The organism is Streptomyces stoeckheimensis (assembly GCF_045822005.1).
GTDB lineage: Bacteria > Actinomycetota > Actinomycetes > Streptomycetales > Streptomycetaceae > Streptomyces > Streptomyces stoeckheimensis.
The window spans coordinates 9,042,826-9,056,668 of record NZ_CP169550.1 but is presented as its reverse complement, the minus strand read 5'-3'; the positions used below and the strand labels follow the sequence as shown (position 1 = coordinate 9,056,668).

17 protein-coding genes are annotated in these 13,843 nt (G+C 67.8%); 7 read left to right on the top strand and 10 right to left on the bottom strand.

Features of this window, described 5'->3' with window-relative positions:
* Positions 1-80 precede the first annotated feature (80 nt).
* The 3 genes from ACE1OC_RS41195 to ACE1OC_RS41185 form a co-directional block, all read right to left on the bottom strand.
* Positions 81-1,208 carry a glycosyltransferase family 4 protein gene (locus ACE1OC_RS41195; RefSeq protein WP_407841390.1) on the bottom strand — a complete coding sequence of 376 codons (1,128 nt, stop codon included), beginning with the start codon at positions 1,206-1,208 and terminating at the stop codon, positions 81-83.
* Entirely contained in the window at positions 1,205-2,446 is a 1,242-nt protein-coding gene (locus tag ACE1OC_RS41190; RefSeq protein WP_407841389.1) for a hypothetical protein, read from the bottom strand. Before ACE1OC_RS41190 ends, ACE1OC_RS41195 begins: the two co-directional genes overlap by 4 nt.
* 192 nt (positions 2,447-2,638) lie before the next feature.
* Positions 2,639-3,895 (bottom strand): nucleotide sugar dehydrogenase, encoded by a 1,257-nt coding sequence (locus ACE1OC_RS41185; RefSeq protein WP_407841388.1) that lies wholly within the window; start codon positions 3,893-3,895, stop codon positions 2,639-2,641.
* A gap of 67 nt (positions 3,896-3,962) precedes the next feature.
* Here ACE1OC_RS41185 and ACE1OC_RS41180 point away from each other — a divergent pair, with 67 nt between their 5' ends.
* A complete protein-coding gene (locus ACE1OC_RS41180) occupies positions 3,963-4,736 on the top strand; it encodes a glycosyltransferase family 2 protein (protein WP_407841387.1) in 774 nt (257 codons plus the stop codon).
* A gap of 136 nt (positions 4,737-4,872) precedes the next feature.
* On the opposite strand, the gene ACE1OC_RS41175 is transcribed toward ACE1OC_RS41180, so the two are convergent.
* The 3 genes from ACE1OC_RS41175 to ACE1OC_RS41165 form a co-directional block, all read right to left on the bottom strand.
* Positions 4,873-5,772, bottom strand: a complete 900-nt coding sequence (locus ACE1OC_RS41175) for a TauD/TfdA family dioxygenase (protein WP_407841386.1) — start codon at positions 5,770-5,772, stop codon at positions 4,873-4,875.
* 307 nt (positions 5,773-6,079) lie between these two features.
* Complete coding sequence (locus tag ACE1OC_RS41170) at positions 6,080-6,574, bottom strand: hypothetical protein (RefSeq protein ID WP_407841385.1); 495 nt, start codon at positions 6,572-6,574, stop codon at positions 6,080-6,082.
* Positions 6,571-7,032 (bottom strand): hypothetical protein, encoded by a 462-nt coding sequence (locus ACE1OC_RS41165; protein WP_407841384.1) that lies wholly within the window; start codon positions 7,030-7,032, stop codon positions 6,571-6,573. The genes ACE1OC_RS41170 and ACE1OC_RS41165 overlap by 4 nt, the downstream gene beginning before the upstream one ends.
* Positions 7,033-7,467: 435 nt before the next feature.
* Between ACE1OC_RS41165 and ACE1OC_RS41160 the strand changes: the two genes are divergently transcribed.
* The 3 genes from ACE1OC_RS41160 to ACE1OC_RS41150 all read left to right on the top strand — a co-directional run bounded on the left by ACE1OC_RS41160 (position 7,468) and on the right by ACE1OC_RS41150 (position 9,336).
* On the top strand, positions 7,468-8,331 hold the full coding sequence (locus tag ACE1OC_RS41160) for a helix-turn-helix domain-containing protein (protein WP_407841383.1): 864 nt from the start codon (positions 7,468-7,470) through the stop codon (positions 8,329-8,331).
* Positions 8,328-8,543: a DUF397 domain-containing protein gene (locus ACE1OC_RS41155; protein WP_407841382.1), complete on the top strand. Its 216-nt coding sequence runs from the start codon at positions 8,328-8,330 to the stop codon at positions 8,541-8,543. The genes ACE1OC_RS41160 and ACE1OC_RS41155 overlap by 4 nt, the downstream gene beginning before the upstream one ends.
* A gap of 271 nt (positions 8,544-8,814) precedes the next feature.
* Entirely contained in the window at positions 8,815-9,336 is a 522-nt protein-coding gene (locus ACE1OC_RS41150; protein ID WP_407841381.1) for a hypothetical protein, read from the top strand.
* On the opposite strand, the gene ACE1OC_RS41145 is transcribed toward ACE1OC_RS41150, so the two are convergent.
* Positions 9,333-9,506 (bottom strand): hypothetical protein, encoded by a 174-nt coding sequence (locus ACE1OC_RS41145; protein WP_407841380.1) that lies wholly within the window; start codon positions 9,504-9,506, stop codon positions 9,333-9,335. The two genes, ACE1OC_RS41150 and ACE1OC_RS41145, sit on opposite strands and share 4 nt — an antisense overlap.
* 130 nt (positions 9,507-9,636) lie before the next feature.
* Here ACE1OC_RS41145 and ACE1OC_RS41140 point away from each other — a divergent pair, with 130 nt between their 5' ends.
* The 3 genes from ACE1OC_RS41140 (at position 9,637) to ACE1OC_RS41130 (ending at position 12,647) form a co-directional block, all read left to right on the top strand.
* Complete coding sequence (locus ACE1OC_RS41140) at positions 9,637-10,701, top strand: tyrosine-type recombinase/integrase (RefSeq protein WP_407841379.1); 1,065 nt, start codon at positions 9,637-9,639, stop codon at positions 10,699-10,701.
* Entirely contained in the window at positions 10,698-11,012 is a 315-nt protein-coding gene (locus ACE1OC_RS41135; RefSeq protein WP_112437628.1) for a helix-turn-helix domain-containing protein, read from the top strand. The genes ACE1OC_RS41140 and ACE1OC_RS41135 overlap by 4 nt, the downstream gene beginning before the upstream one ends.
* Positions 11,013-11,675: 663 nt before the next feature.
* Positions 11,676-12,647 carry a tyrosine-type recombinase/integrase gene (locus ACE1OC_RS41130; RefSeq protein WP_407841378.1) on the top strand — a complete coding sequence of 324 codons (972 nt, stop codon included), beginning with the start codon at positions 11,676-11,678 and terminating at the stop codon, positions 12,645-12,647.
* 13 nt (positions 12,648-12,660) lie between these two features.
* Here ACE1OC_RS41130 and ACE1OC_RS41125 read toward each other — a convergent pair whose 3' ends face one another.
* Genes ACE1OC_RS41125 through ACE1OC_RS41115 form a run of 3 tightly spaced genes read right to left on the bottom strand, consistent with a single transcriptional unit; the run spans position 12,661 to position 13,460 of the window.
* Positions 12,661-13,044: a barstar family protein gene (locus ACE1OC_RS41125; RefSeq protein ID WP_407841377.1), complete on the bottom strand. Its 384-nt coding sequence runs from the start codon at positions 13,042-13,044 to the stop codon at positions 12,661-12,663.
* 10 nt (positions 13,045-13,054) lie between these two features.
* Complete coding sequence (locus ACE1OC_RS41120; RefSeq protein WP_407841845.1) at positions 13,055-13,243, bottom strand: hypothetical protein; 189 nt, start codon at positions 13,241-13,243, stop codon at positions 13,055-13,057.
* 40 nt (positions 13,244-13,283) lie between these two features.
* The gene (locus ACE1OC_RS41115; RefSeq protein WP_407841376.1) at positions 13,284-13,460 is read right to left on the bottom strand and encodes a hypothetical protein; all 177 of its coding nucleotides are present in this window, start codon (positions 13,458-13,460) and stop codon (positions 13,284-13,286) included.
* Positions 13,461-13,843 lie beyond the last annotated feature (383 nt).

The following is a 13,843-nucleotide window of genomic DNA, read 5'->3' as shown; positions in this document are numbered from 1 at the left end:
CGCAGCTTCAGGGGCCTGGCCAACTCCAGGCCTTCACTTCGACGCTATGACTCAGGTCTGACAGTGACTGCACTCCATGATCAAGTTTCGGGTCGGGGCCGGGAGGCAATGCGAAGCGTCAGTTCGCGGAGCCGGCGGCTGGTGGTGGTGATGTCGTATCGGTGCGCGTTGTCGGTGGCCGCCTGAGCCAGTGCCTTGCGCCGGGGGACGTCTCGGCCCAGTCCGTCTAGGACCAGGGCCAGCGAGCGCGGGTCACCAGGAGGGTAGGCAGCACCAGCGCTCCCGAGGAGTTCCCTCATCCCGGGCAGATCGGAGTAGGCAACCGGGAGTCCGTGGGCTTGGGCCTCGATGAGGACGAGCCCGAAAGCCTCGAGCCCTTTGGTCGTGAAGACGAAGGCGTCGAAGGTCGGCAGTCGGCGCCACAGTTCGGTGCGGGGCAGGAACGGGGCGAAGCGAACCCGGTCCCGGAGCCCGAGTTCGATAGCTCGCCGTTCCAGATGCTCGCGCAGGCTTCCTTCGCCGATCACGGTCAACTGGTGCGGTTGAGCGGTGAGAGCGAGGGCTTCGACGGCGGTGATCGTGGACTTGTTGTCGTCCAGACGACCGGCGTGCACCAGAGACAGGGGGCCAGGGCCGGTCGGCGGTTGATCGCGTACCCGAGCATCGCGCAGAGGGATGCCCCACGGGATGACGGTTAGTCGATCGGTGAATCGGCCTCCAGTGAGACGGTCGATTCGGTCGGCGAGGGCGGAGGTCGGGGCGACGATCGCGGCGCTTGCGGCAGCGACTTCATTCATGACCTCGCGTTCCGGTGCGCTGCGCTCGGCAGCCATCAATTCTGGGCCGTGCGCGATGGTGATGATCGGGATGGTGCCGGCGGTCCGGGTGAAGGCCAGGCTGAGAGCGAACCCAAGGTACTGGGCGTGGATGGCGTCCGGCCGGGTCTTCTCGATGAGCGCGCCGACCTCACGGGTCAGCTCGTCAACGTAGGGGCCGAAGAACGGGCCTTGGGGTCGTTTGGTCGTGGAGAGGGTGATCATCTGATCGAACGCGGCCTTCCACGCCTGATCGACCGGGGCCCGGCCCAGGAAGGTCGTGTGGCTGTCCGACATCGCGCCGTAGAGGTCGTGGACGAGGATCGCGCTCCCGGACGAGGGTCCGGAGGTGCGGTTGATGCCGGTCAGGATGTTCAGCGGCTTGGTGGTCATGCGGGTACCCCGTTCATGGGCGACCGTCGGGTGGTGATCGGTGATCGAGCTACCGGGGCCGGCTCGACGCGCGATCGGTCGGCGGCGTCGTGCGTCTCGCGCTGGCGGGGTGGTGCCCACCACGACGCGAGGTGAGGGGTGAGGACCGCCGTGATCTCCTCGTCCGGGTGCAGGTAGCCCTCGGTGTCTGGTCGTGCTGTCCATACTCGGACTGCCGATCGGGGGTACGCGGGATTGATCCCGATCTCTCCCTTGGGGATGACTCCGTTGAAGGGGGTGGGGATTCCTTCGCGGTTCCAGTAGTCCCACGCCTCCAGCGCTTTGGCCTTCTCGAACAGTTGGTACAGGTGCTGGTAGCGGGGCATGTACCGGATCTCGCGGAAGATCATCTGGCCGATCAGTCCGGGCGCGGCCTTCTGGAGGGTGCTGAGATCGGCGCCCTGGAAGGTGACCCCTGCGGTGTCCTGGGACGGGTGTAATGCGATCTGGGCGAAGAGGTGGGAGAGCCGTCGACGGACGTACTCGGCGGCTCCCGCGCTGAGAGCCGGCTCGATGCCTCCGATGAGCCGGATGAGCCGGTGGTGGCGCGGATTGAAGCGGGCCAGGTCGAACAACCGGTCCATGCCGTCCACAGCGGCGAAGGCCAGCCTCTTGTAGAGCGAGTTGTTCAGTTCTCCTGCCTGGGCGAACGCCTTGGTCTCCGGAGTGGCGGAGTGGAGCATCAGGTACTCGGACAGGACCTCGAAGTACAAGTAGCCGAGGAACGGCACGTGGTCCACGGCGTCGGACAGCTGGTCGATGAACTCGGGTGCTGGGCTGTGCTGACCGGCAGCGTTGCGCAGGGCGAGGTCCAGGAACGGGGTGCCGGCGCGCAGTCCGGCCAGTACGGCGCGGTTGAGCTGGTCGTTCTCTGCGGGGGTGAGGAAGCTCTGGTACCGCTGGTAGGTGCGCAGGTGGATGGCGCCGAGATGTAGGTAGTCGATGCCCTTGGGCTGGATCGGGGCGTCCGGGGTGACCTCGAAGACCATGGCCTTGGTGGAGGGCTTCGTCCGCATCAGGTAGGCGCCGAGGTTGTGGGGGCGCAGTCCCTCGCGGTGGCTGGTGAGGGGCGAGCAGTACAGGGCCCCGACCAGGCATCCGGTGGAGACGTGCAACTGCTGGCTGATGCGGATGGCGTCGATGTCCCTGGTGACGTGCAGCAGATACAGCGGCTTTCCGCTGACGAGCGCTTCGGTCATAGCGTTTCGTCGCAGCAGTGAGCCGTTGGGGGTCGCGTATTCCAGGTACCGGCGCCAGTCACTCTCGCTCTCGGCGAGCGAGGCAGGAACTCGACGCTGCGGGGGCCTGGTGTAGTCCGTGTGAGCCTGTTCCCATTCGTCGCGCAAGAGAGCTCCCGGAGAGTTGACAGCGGATCGGCGGATGGCGAGCAGCTAGAGGAGTTCGACGTTGGGCCCGGACAGGCGGTTACGACAGTCGAGGACGTAGGGCGCGTTCTGCTGGATCATCGCGAGGTCGAATCGTGCGTGGTCCATGAGGAGCACCACGGCGTCGGAAGCAGCGATCTCCTGGGCGGTCGCGTCCACCAGGGGCACGTTCAGGTTGGTGTCGTCGCCGTTCGGGAGGTTGGGTTCGGCGCCGCGGACGTCGGCGCCGAGGTTGATCAGGAGTTCGGCGACACGGGCTGAGGGCGACTCACGGAGGTCGGCGGCGTCGATCTTGTAGGTCATGCCGAGCAGCAGGACCCGGGAGCCGTGGATGGGCATGCCACGCTCTTCGAGTCCTTCGACGAGTCGCTGGACGACGTAGCTGGGCATCCTGCGGTTCACGTCGGCGGCAAGTTCCACGAACCGGGAAGGAACGCCGAGCTCCTGATGGACCTTCCAGGAGAGGAAGAGCGGGTCGACGGGCAGGCAGTGTCCGCCGACTCCCGGCCCCGGGGTGAACCGCGTGAAGCCGAAGGGCTTGGTTGCCGCGGCGTCGATGGCCTCCCAGATGTTCACGCCGAGCGGCTTGGCCAGCATCGCAAGCTCGTTGACCAGGGAGATGTTGACGAACCGGAAGGTGTTCTCGATCAGCTTGGCCATCTCGGCGACCCGGGTCCCGGACACCGGAACCGTGGTCTGGAAGATGCCGTCGTAGAAGGCCGTGATCACTTCGAGTGATTTGGCGTCGATGCCGGACACCAGCTTCGGGGTCCCCTCGAACGACCACCGTGTGTTCCCCGGAGCGATGCGCTCGGGACTGAAGCCCACCAAGAAGTCCACGCCGCGCTTGAGGCCCGAGGCCTGCTCCAGGACCGGCACCAACAGCTCTTCGGTGGTGCCGGGATACGTCGTTGACTCCAGGACCACGGTCGCGCCGGGGCGGAGGTGCTCGCCCAGCGTCCGGGCGCAGGACTCGATGTAGGTCAGGTCGGGCACGCCCTCGCGCAGCGGGGTCGGCACGGTGATCACTGCGACGTCGAAGCCGGCCAGCGCGCTGGTGTCGGCGGTCGCGGCGTAGGCGCCGCTGTCGAGGACCGCGCGGAGGCGTGAGCCGGGGACGTCCTCAACGTAGGAGTGGCCAGCGGCGAGCTGCTTCACGCGGTGCGGGTCCACGTCGTAGCCGACGACACGGTGACCCACCTCGGCGGCACGTACGGCCAAGGGAAGCCCCACGTAGCCCTGACCAGCGACGACAATCTGCATGGCAGCTCCTGCTCGGTTGCGGTGCTTGAATGGGACTTTCGTTCCTGGTCTGGCAAGGAGAACCGCTGTGCCTTTGGTGTCCGTCGTGATGCCCGTGTACAACTCGGCATCCACCCTCGGCGCAGCCGTCCGCTCGGTCCTCACGCAGACCCACAGCGACCTGGAGCTGCTGGTCACCGACGACCAGTCCTCCGATGGCTCCATGGACCTGCTCCGTGAGCTCGCCGTGCAGGACGAGCGCGTCCTGCCACAGGTGGCACCCGAGCGGGGTGGTGCGGGCCGTGCCCGCAACCTCGCGATCCAGCGGGCCCGCGGGGAGTACATCGCCTTCCTCGACAGCGACGACATGTGGCTTCCGGAGAAGACCGAGAAGCAGCTCGCCTTCGCCGCCGAGGGCGATGTGCCGCTGACGTTCACCTCGTACTTCAAGATGGACGCCGACTACGACGGCGAGAGCACCGACTGGATCCCCAACGGGCGGGTAGTCCGTGCACGGTCGCATGTGGACTACCGCGCGATGCTGGTCCAGGACCACATCGGGGCCCTCACCGCCATGTACTCCCGGACGGTGCTGGGCACGCGGCTGATGCCGACGATGCGCAAGCGCCAGGACTACGCCCTGTGGCTGTCGATCATGCGGGACGGCACGGACGCCCGGGGCCTGGCTGAGCCGCTCGCGGTGTACAGAGCCCATCAAGCAGGGTCCCTGTCCTCCAACAAGCTCTCCCTGGTGCCGTACAACTGGGAGCTGTACCGCCAGCACGAGCATCTGTCGGTCCCGCGGTCGACGCGGGCGCTGGCCGGCGCGGTCTGGCAGTCGCTGCGCAACTCGCGCGTCTAGATCCGCGCACAGGCCCGGAGACCCCGGCGCGCGTTCGCTTCCGGGTGGTACCGACCGGGCCCCACCGCGTGAGCGTGCCGCGTGCTCGGGTACTGCTCTCGACGGTGGGCGGTAGGTCACCGGTGCGCTCGGCCCGCTACGCGGCCGGGCCGGAGCTGGCCCCCGCGCGCAGGAACAGTTGGAGGAGCAGCCGCCGGTCGGCGACCGGGACGGCCTGCTGACCGCTGTGGAGCGCCTCCCGGCCGTGCAGGAGGCGGCGCTGGTTCACGATGAGGTAGTCACCGGGCTGGAGCATGAAGGAGACCTGCCCGCGGACGAGCTCCTCTGCGAGCTCTCGGGCGGCCTCGGCGTGCGCGCGGCTGAGCTCGGACCGCTTCAGCATCTTCGCGGTGAACCGGACGAACCCGCCCGGGTCGGAGCCGTCCAATACGGGGAACGGCTTGCACTCCTCGCCGACGCCGTTCAGGTCGAAGAAGGTTCCGTAGTGGTAGGCCGGCTCGGCCAGGAGAGCGCGGCTGTTCTCCGAAAGCCGCGCCACCGCCGCGTGGGGGTCGGAGAGGATGCTGGGGCCGCCGCCGAGCGGGTCGGGGCGGACGCACAGGAGCGTGGTGTAGTCCGGGGGGAGGCTCCCGTTCACCAGGTCCATGTGGAAGGCGTTGTACCCGATGCCGCTGGACTTGCCGGGGTCCTTGTCGACCTTGACCCCGATGTCCTTCCACAGGGGCCACCGTGGGAAGGGCGAGAAGGGGATGGCCACCTCGGCCGCGAACGCCGTCGCCAGCCGCAGGAACCGGTCGTCGTCGGCGCTCAATGCCTTTGCGAGGTTCCCCAGGCGCAACACGGCGTAGCCGCCGCCCTCCTCGGTCAGTGCGTGGCGCAGCGTCGTGGCGGTCTCCTCAAGCTGTGGTGTGGCCGCAAGCTCGCTCCGGTAACGCTCCATGGTGGACTGCGCCAGGAACGAGCCGTCCAGCTTCCACGTCGGGAGGGGAAGGCCGATCAGAGCGTCTTCGAGTGCCGTCGGGATGTCGATGAACATGCGGAGCTTCCTGTCTCTTGGTGATTTCAGGTGTCGCTCGGGTGCTGCTGGTCGATGAGCTGGAGCCCTCGGCCAGCTTCGGCGGCGGGGCGGAGATGGCAGGATCCGGAGCGGTGCGCTTGGTGTTGACGACGATCCGTACGCGGTCGAGGTGCGGGCGCCCGCTGGCTGACGACGCGGATGCCGCAGTCCGGTGGCCGCCCTCGCCGGCCTCTGTGCTGATCCATGCCGGTCGCCTCCTCACGGAGCCGTACGCCCCGGGCGGGCCGCCGGCCGGACCGGCCACCACCCGGAGAGCACGGATTCGTCAGTGGTGCTCCGGGGCGGCTTCAGGGATCTGGGCGGAGGCGTAGAGGCAGGGGCCTGCGGCGAGGGAGACGCTCCCCCAGGCGTCCGCGATGCGCCGGACGTCGGGATGGGCGCCCGGGTCGGTGATCGTGCGCGGACGGCCCTGGATGGCGAGGACGCTGACGGTGGCTGATCCGCGGCGAAGAACGGCGGTCACGATGTACCGGTGCGTGAGCAGCACGTTCATGGCATGGCTGGTCAGGTGCCAGGTCAGAGCAGCGAGAGCGTCGGCGTACGGAGGCTCGACATTCCACACCCCGTAGGCGATCCCGGCGTTGAACCCGGCTCTCTCGGGGGTCTTGTCGTCGTACGCGGAGAAGGGCCACGAGACGCGCTGCCCGGCATCCTCGCGGCGGACAGCTGCCCGGTCGGCAAGGGAGAGCCCCTGCGGAGGTACGTGGAAGAGCCGGTGTCCACCCATCAGCACGGCCCGGACGGCCGGTTGGCGCCTCATAAGTTCTCCGTCGTCCGTTTCAGGGCCGCACGCAGCACGGCCGGGTCTGCGAGTCGCGTGATCAGGTCGGGTGCCTGCAACCAGGTACCGGCGGGGACCTGGCGCCCGCCCGGCTTGGAGGCGACCAGCCAGTAGTCGGCACCGATAGGGGTCGTATCCGGCTCACTCCAGGTCTCAGCTGTGCCTGCCGGGACGAAGACGTAGGCGCGGTCGACCGTCAGGTCGGTCAGGACAGGGACCTGAGCCAGGTCTTGGCCGAGGACTTCGGCGACGGCCTGCATCCTCAGGGAAGACATCGCCACCGCGTCCCACCTACGGCCGGCAGGCAGCAGGGCAACGGCGAGGTCGCTGGCCCACTCCTCCCACACCTGAGGAGGCCGCTCGTGGGCCTGGGCGGCCCAGTGGGCCCCGGCGTTCGCCGGTTCGATCTCCCTCATCGGGCACCCCAGCTCGGGCATGTGCCGCACACCTTTACGGCCCAGCCGAGACGGCCCCCATCCTCGGATGCGGTGTAGGCGTAGCCGCCGGAACGCAGGCTCCCTGCCACCCCGCACCGGGCGCACAGCTGCCCGCGCAAGCGGGCGGTCTGCTCAGGCGATATCAACAGCGGGTCGAGAACGGCCGCGCGGATGTCGGCCTGGGTGTGGGGCTGCATGCGGTGCCTCCGAGATTCCGAAGCCCGATGATCAACTATGCGCCACCGGGCAGTTACATCCCGTAGTGCACTTGCCCTTAGAATCCTCCATGCAATCCCATGGAGCAAGCCCCTGACGGAATTTCACTCGTACCGGGGGCTACGGAAGGGGCGAAGGGACATGGCTACAGCCGGTGTCGGCGATAGGGCAGACTTGCAGCCAGCAAACCCAGGACATGGCAGGCGGGGAGGAAAGCGGATGAGTGAGCCTGGCGGCCCAACCGTACGAAAGCGTCGGCTGGGCAGCGAGCTGCGCCGGCTCCGGGAGCGCGCCAAGCTCGACCAGGCCGCGGCCGCCGCACACCTGGAGTGCTCCACCTCCAAGATCAGCCGCATGGAGACTGGGCAGGGCATCGCACCCAAAGCCCTTGAAGTCACGCGCCTGCTCGACCACTACGGCGTCACCGACGAGGCCGAGCGCGCCAAGATCCTTGATATCCGTCGCTCCGCCAGCGAGAAGGGCTGGTGGGAGCAAGCCGAGTACGAGGAAGTTCTGGCCTCCGGCCACGGCGTGTACGTCGGACTCGAATCCGACGCCCGCGCCGCACAGGTGTGGGAGCTCGCCCTCATCCCCGGGCTCCTGCAGATCCCCACGTACGCGCGAGCCGTGCACGCGGCTCTGCCTCCCGAGAGCGTGGACCGTCTCGTAGATGTGCGCATGCAGCGACAGCGCCGGCTCACGGGCCCCAACCCACTGGAACTCTGGGCCGTCATCGACGAGTCCGTGCTCACCCGCCAGGTCGGCGGCCCCGAGGTCATGCGCGACCAGATCCGCGCCCTCGCTGCGGCCGCGCGCCAGCCCAACATCACCCTGCAGGTGTATCCCGCGCGCAAGGACGTGCACCCCGGCCTTCGCGGCGCCTTCAGCCTGCTGGAGTTCGGCCCCTCAGACCCCCGGATCGGCTACGTCGACAGCCCCTCCGGAAACACCTTCCTGGAGAAGGACCGGCAAATCCGCTCGCTCGTCTACACGATGGACCGCCTGCGGGCGGGCGCGCTCGACCCCGAAGAGACCGCGGCGCTCTTCGACAGCCTGCTACCCGCCGCAGAGGAGAACCCATGAACCACCCCGCCCTCGACCCCGCCCGGCTCACCTGGCGCAAGGCCTCAGCCAGCAGTGACCAGGGCGCCTGCGTCGAAGTCGCGCACGCCATCGACTGGGTGGCTGTACGCGACTCCAAGGACACCGACCGCCCCGGACTCACCGTTCCTGTCTCGGTGTTCGCAGCCTTCGTCGACGCTCTGAAGATCGGAACGCCTTCGGGCACCCTCTGATCACCCTGAAGTTGGTCCAGTGCGGAGTGGTCACCACTGCGCACTGGACCGGGTGCTCGATGTCGAAGCCGCAGCGGCGGGCGAAGGCCGGCCAGCGCGGGTCGCCGCGCTTGCCCTCGGTCGCCGGGAGCCCGTGCGGCCTGCCCGCCCTCGCACTCGCTGCCCTCCCGGTCCTCGCCACCACTCCCCCGGTGTGAACGTTCTCGATATTCCCCAGGCGTAAGTTCACGTAATCAGGCCCTGGCCGTGGCCGGGAGTTACGTTGGCCAGCGTGAACTTGCTGGGGAGCTATCGGTATGTGGGACCGCCTGATCTGCGGGCCCTTGTCCGGCCGGAGGCTGACGGCCTCAGCATCCACTCGGTGGCGGACTTCAACGACTGGGTGTCGGGCCTGACCGCTGTGGAGCTAGCGGAACCTTTCACGTTCGTCATCGACTCGGCGGGCGTGCTGCGGCTCGCCCCGCGTCGGAGCGAGCACGTTGTGTGCGCTGGCGGTGGCCCCGTGCTTGGTGCCGGAGAGATGAGCTTCCACGAAGAGTCCGGGCAGTGGGTGGTCGGCGAGGTGAGTAACCAGTCGACCGGATACTGCCCGGACATCAGCTCGTGGCCAGCCGTCGCGAAGGCTCTGGACGCAGCCGGGATCGAGCACCCTCCCGGCTTCACCCACGAGGTGGTGTTCCGGCGTTGTCTCGCCTGCAGCCAGCTGAACATCGTTCGGGAGGAGGACTTCGTCTGCGTCTTCTGTGACGAGGACCTGCCGCGGGAATGGAACGTGGACTGGGCTGGGCGTTAGCGGACCGGGGGCTTGTCGGGCTTGTCGATGGGGTTTTTGGGGCGCTTGTTCGGCCGGTAGCTCGGGCCGTTCATGATGACCTGATGGCTGGTGTTGATCAACCGGTCCAGGAGCGACTCGGCGACGACCGGGTTCGGGAAGAGGGGATACCAGTCATCTGGGGCTGGCACTTGTTCCCTCACAAGAGTTGCCGCTGCCACCTGGCCGTATCCCCCTCCTGGGGTCCTCGTTGATTCTCGTGGTGGCACCGCAGTTTTGAAGGGGCCACCTTGACCGTTCAGGTGCGAGGAAGGTGTGCCGGTGGCCGAGGCGAGACTGCAGGTCATCGCGGGCGGGGCCGTCCCGCAGGAGCCGCTGACCACGGACCCGTGGCAGTTCCAGACCATGTGCGTCGACGCGTTCGTCGCCTCGTGGCGGGCCCGCGGGTTCAGTCCGGTGACCATCGACAACGACATCGGCCTACTGGAGCGGACCCTCAAAGCCCTGGGCCGGCCCGCGTGGGAGGTGACACCCGAGGACATCGACCGCGTGGTCGGCGACCTGGCGGTCCAGGGCCGCAAGACGTCCACCCGGCGCGAGTATGTGCAGATCTTCAAGGGCTTCCACCGGTTCCTTCAGGCCCGCAAGGCGGCCGAGATCGAGGCCGCGTTCGGCGTCCGCCTGGTCTGCCCGATCGACGAGTTCAACGCCTCGCGTCACGTCGGCGACGATTCCCCGGCCCTGCTGCCGCCGCCGACGCCGGAGCGGGTGAGCGAGTTCTTCGACTTCATGAAGCGACGGATCGCGACCGCACGGAAGTACGGACCCGCCGCCCGGGACTATGCGATGTTCCGGACGCTGTATCACGCCGGACTCCGCTCCGAGGAGGCATCGCTGCTGGAGAAGCCGGACCTGCACTTCACCCGCGGTCCGTTCGGCAAGCTCCATGTCCGCTTCGGCAAGGGAGCCCATACCTCCGGGCCGCGACCACGGTGGGTGCCCATGCTGGATGGCCTCGATCTGGTCCTGCGATGGTTCCTGGAGGACGTACGGCCCAAATTCCCCGCCTCGCCGGTGCTCTTCGCCGACGAGTCCGGCGGCAGCCTCCATCGCGGAACCATCCGCAACCGCCTGCGCTATCTGATGGAACTCGAAGGACGCCCAGCATCCGAGCGGTTCAGCCCGCATGCCCTGAGACGAGCGTGCGCGACGCACAACTACGAACGCGGTGTCGACCTGGTGGCGATCCAGCAAATGCTCGGTCACTGGACCGTCAGCTCAACCATGCGATATGTCCGGCCGTCGGCAACCTTCATCGAGGACGCCTATCAGCGTGCCGTCGCCAGCACTTTGGCCGAGCTGAGCGGGAAGGACACCACAGCGTGAAGATCCAATGGCGACTGCGGATGGCCGCTGCCCAGCGCGAGGTGTGGACCGGCACCGAACTGCGGCGACTGCTGGCCGAGAAAGCCGGCCTGGAGCTTTCCTCGGCATCGGTCTCCGCCCTGTTCACCAAGGAACCCTCGCAGGTCAAGATGACGACGCTGGCTGCGTTGTGCACCGCGCTGGAGTGCACCCCCAACGACCTGATCGAGGTCGACACCACCCCCGTCGAGCGACCGATCGCACCCCCTCGCCCAGTCGCCGACCTCCCGCAGGCCGCCTCGGCCCGGGGCCGGTCGATGCCGCCCCTGTGACGGCCGGTCGGGACGGGCAAGAAGCAACGAGACTGCGTCACCTGCGGCGGACCCGTCGGATATCTCGACCGCCAGCACTGCTGCCTGTGCTGGCGACGTATGAAGGAGGAAGCCGCCAAGGCTCCCTGCCCATCCTGCGGTCTCGACCGCGTGCTGCAGGACGACACCGGCCTGTGCATCACCTGTTCGCGCGTCTGCAAGGAATGCGGGCACCCGGTCCGGTCACCGAAGAACCAGCTGTGCCGGGAATGCCGGCGCAAGGCCGGCCAGCTGGCTGGCCAGCGGACATGCCCCCGCTGCGGAAAGCTGGGCCATCTGCGCGAGAAGACCGGCTGGTGTGGTCACTGTTCACGGCCCCGACCGGAGAAGCACCCGCCGAGGACCTGCCGCGAATGCGGGCAACTGCGGCGCCATTCCGGACTGGGGCTGTGCTCGGCCTGCTGGCAAAAGCACCCCGGCCGTCCCTTCATCCGCGGTGAACACCTTCGGGAACGACTCTCCGACCCACCCGGATGGCTCGCCGACTTCGTCGCCCAGGTCGCTGCCGGCCACTGCGTCGCCAGGGCCTGCGGCTTCATCACCGACCTGGGGCGGCTCCTGGAAGACGAGCACTCCAACTCGCCACGGGCCCTGCTCGAACGGTCCCGCAGGCCCGGACGGTCAATGGGCTCATTCGCCCGCGCCCTCGAGGACTTCTTCACCCTCCGTGGCCTGGCCCTGCCCACCGACCAGGCCGAGCGACTCGCGGCAGGCCGACGTCACCGCCGGGTCGAGGCCGTGCCCGAACCCCTGCGACCGGCCGTGGCGGCATTCGACGTCTTCCGGATGCGAGCCCAGGACCGGGCCCGCCGAGCCGGCACCCGCCCCCGCAGCAACCACACTCTGGAAGCTGCCCTGGCCACCATGCGGGACCTGGCCATCTTCCTGATCGACGAGCGACAAAAGACCGACTGGTCCCTCGTCGACGTGCACGACATCGAGGCCTTCCTGGCCATCCTGCCCCGGGCCCGCAAACGGCGACTGACCGTGCTGCGGCAGTTCTTCCGCTTCGCGCGGGCCCAGAAGCTGGTGCTGGTCGACCCGACCCGCGGCCTCATCGCGAAGGAGGCGAACGGCTTCCGAGGCCAGACCCTCACCCTTGCCCAGCAGCGCGAGCTGTTCCGACGCTGGACGACCGAAGAACACGTCCACCCCCACGAGGCGCTGGTGGGCATGCTCGCTCTGCTGCACGGCGCCTCCAGCTCGGAGGTCCGGCTACTCCAGATCACCGAAGTGGATCAACTCGCCCAGAGCATCCGGCTCGGCAAACGACCCCACCCCGTCCCCCTGGACCCCGCCTCCTGGACGGTGCTGCAGCGATGCCTGGAGCACCGCGATGCCTGGCCGACCGAAAACCCGCATGTAATGGTCACCAAAGGAACAAAGGCCGGGCGAAGCCCGGCCTCAACTGCCTATCTCTCCCACATTCTTGACGACTGCGGCTCCCCGCCCCGGATGATCCGCAGCACCCGTCTGGTCGACCTCGTGAACACCATGGACCCCAAGCTCGTCGCCGCCGCCTTCGGCATGGACTCGCAGGCCACTCTGATCTATCTCGCTGATCACGTCGACGCGGGCCGGCTGCCAGCTCCGTGACCGGTCCGCCTGGCTAACGAAGGCGCAGGCCCCCAGGAAGTTCCTCTTCAATGATTTCGACCAGCCAGTCGAAGGCGGTCGGGCCACGTTCAGCGCGGGCTTCTGCAAGCCTGGCAGCCATGCGGTCCTTGTTCGTCGGATGACAGCGGGCCTGCCACATCTCGAGCTGACGAGCAGTCTCGTGGTATCCCAGGTTCTGGCGAGAGGCTTCGTGATCACGCCACTCGATCACGAAGTCGCCGTCGTCCGGTGTCCCGAAGCCTCCGCGGAGGCAGTCAGCGAAGGCATCGAGGTTCCGGCCGAAGTATCCGCCGCAGCCGATGCTCTCGCCGGCGACCCGCCAGAAATCCTCCAGCGTCCTGACCTGGCTCCCGTCCAACACATATCTCACCGTCACAGCCCGCAGACTACGTCCGACCTGGCGGCCTGCCTATCCGTTTTGAACCCGTGCTGTTCAGGCAGCACCTCGCACGGGTTCGCCGGAACATGTGCGCTTTGCTGGGCGCCCGGTTGCTGGTGATGATCAGGGACCGGCCCTGCCGCTCGCTGACCAGTTCATAGAGGTCATCGGCCTGGGACGCTCCGAGCTGTCGCATGGCGAAGTCGTCGAGGATGAGCATGTCGGGCCGTACCAGTTCACGGATCCGCTTGTCCCACGTCCGCGTGGCCGCCGGCGAGGTCCGCGAGGATCCGGCTGGTCTTGGCGAACCGGACGTGGGCGCCCTGGCGGACGGCGAGGTGACCGAGGGCCTGGGCGAAGCCTTCGCGCCGTCCCCCCTCCCCGCGCGATAGGGGCTCTGCGACTGCCGCCACACTGAGGCGCTCCGGTTCTGCGGGCGTGAAGCGGTGCGGGGATCCGGACGACTCGGTCGTGTTGCGCCGCGGCGAAGGTCCGTGTCCACCGGGCAGGGATCCGCACGGTTGGCCAGGCGTCCCGAGGAACCGGGATCTCCTTGCCGGGGTGGTATTCACATTGCATTTTCCAGGTGTCTGGAATACACCTTTCCACTTTTCACTAACCTGATGATCGGATTGGAAAGTTACTCCCTCAGGGGGACGGGTCGCGCCGCGGATTCGTCGCTACGCTCGTTGTCACGCCCCACCCACAAGGAGCTTTCCGCGGTTTCCACGGTTTTCCGATTCGGTTCAACTCGGGAAGTCGGAGGGGTTCAGGGAACGGGAGTTCCAGGGTTCGG

What these genes read in the sequence shown, in the direction of transcription:
- ACE1OC_RS41175 (WP_407841386.1), bottom strand. Translation starts at nt 5,772, where the DNA reads ATGTTCATCGACATCCCGACGGCACTCGAAGACGCTCTGATCGGCCTT.
- ACE1OC_RS41160 (WP_407841383.1), top strand. Translation starts at nt 7,468, where the DNA reads ATGAGTGAGCCTGGCGGCCCAACCGTACGAAAGCGTCGGCTGGGCAGC.
- ACE1OC_RS41185 (WP_407841388.1), bottom strand. Translation starts at nt 3,895, where the DNA reads ATGCAGATTGTCGTCGCTGGTCAGGGCTACGTGGGGCTTCCCTTGGCC.
- ACE1OC_RS41165 (WP_407841384.1), bottom strand. Translation starts at nt 7,032, where the DNA reads ATGCCCGAGCTGGGGTGCCCGATGAGGGAGATCGAACCGGCGAACGCC.
- ACE1OC_RS41190 (WP_407841389.1), bottom strand. Translation starts at nt 2,446, where the DNA reads ATGACCGAAGCGCTCGTCAGCGGAAAGCCGCTGTATCTGCTGCACGTC.
- ACE1OC_RS41195 (WP_407841390.1), bottom strand. Translation starts at nt 1,208, where the DNA reads ATGACCACCAAGCCGCTGAACATCCTGACCGGCATCAACCGCACCTCC.
- ACE1OC_RS41120 (WP_407841845.1), bottom strand. Translation starts at nt 13,243, where the DNA reads ATGCGACAGCTCGGAGCGTCCCAGGCCGATGACCTCTATGAACTGGTC.
- ACE1OC_RS41170 (WP_407841385.1), bottom strand. Translation starts at nt 6,574, where the DNA reads ATGAGGCGCCAACCGGCCGTCCGGGCCGTGCTGATGGGTGGACACCGG.
- ACE1OC_RS41155 (WP_407841382.1), top strand. Translation starts at nt 8,328, where the DNA reads ATGAACCACCCCGCCCTCGACCCCGCCCGGCTCACCTGGCGCAAGGCC.
- ACE1OC_RS41130 (WP_407841378.1), top strand. Translation starts at nt 11,676, where the DNA reads ATGGGCTCATTCGCCCGCGCCCTCGAGGACTTCTTCACCCTCCGTGGC.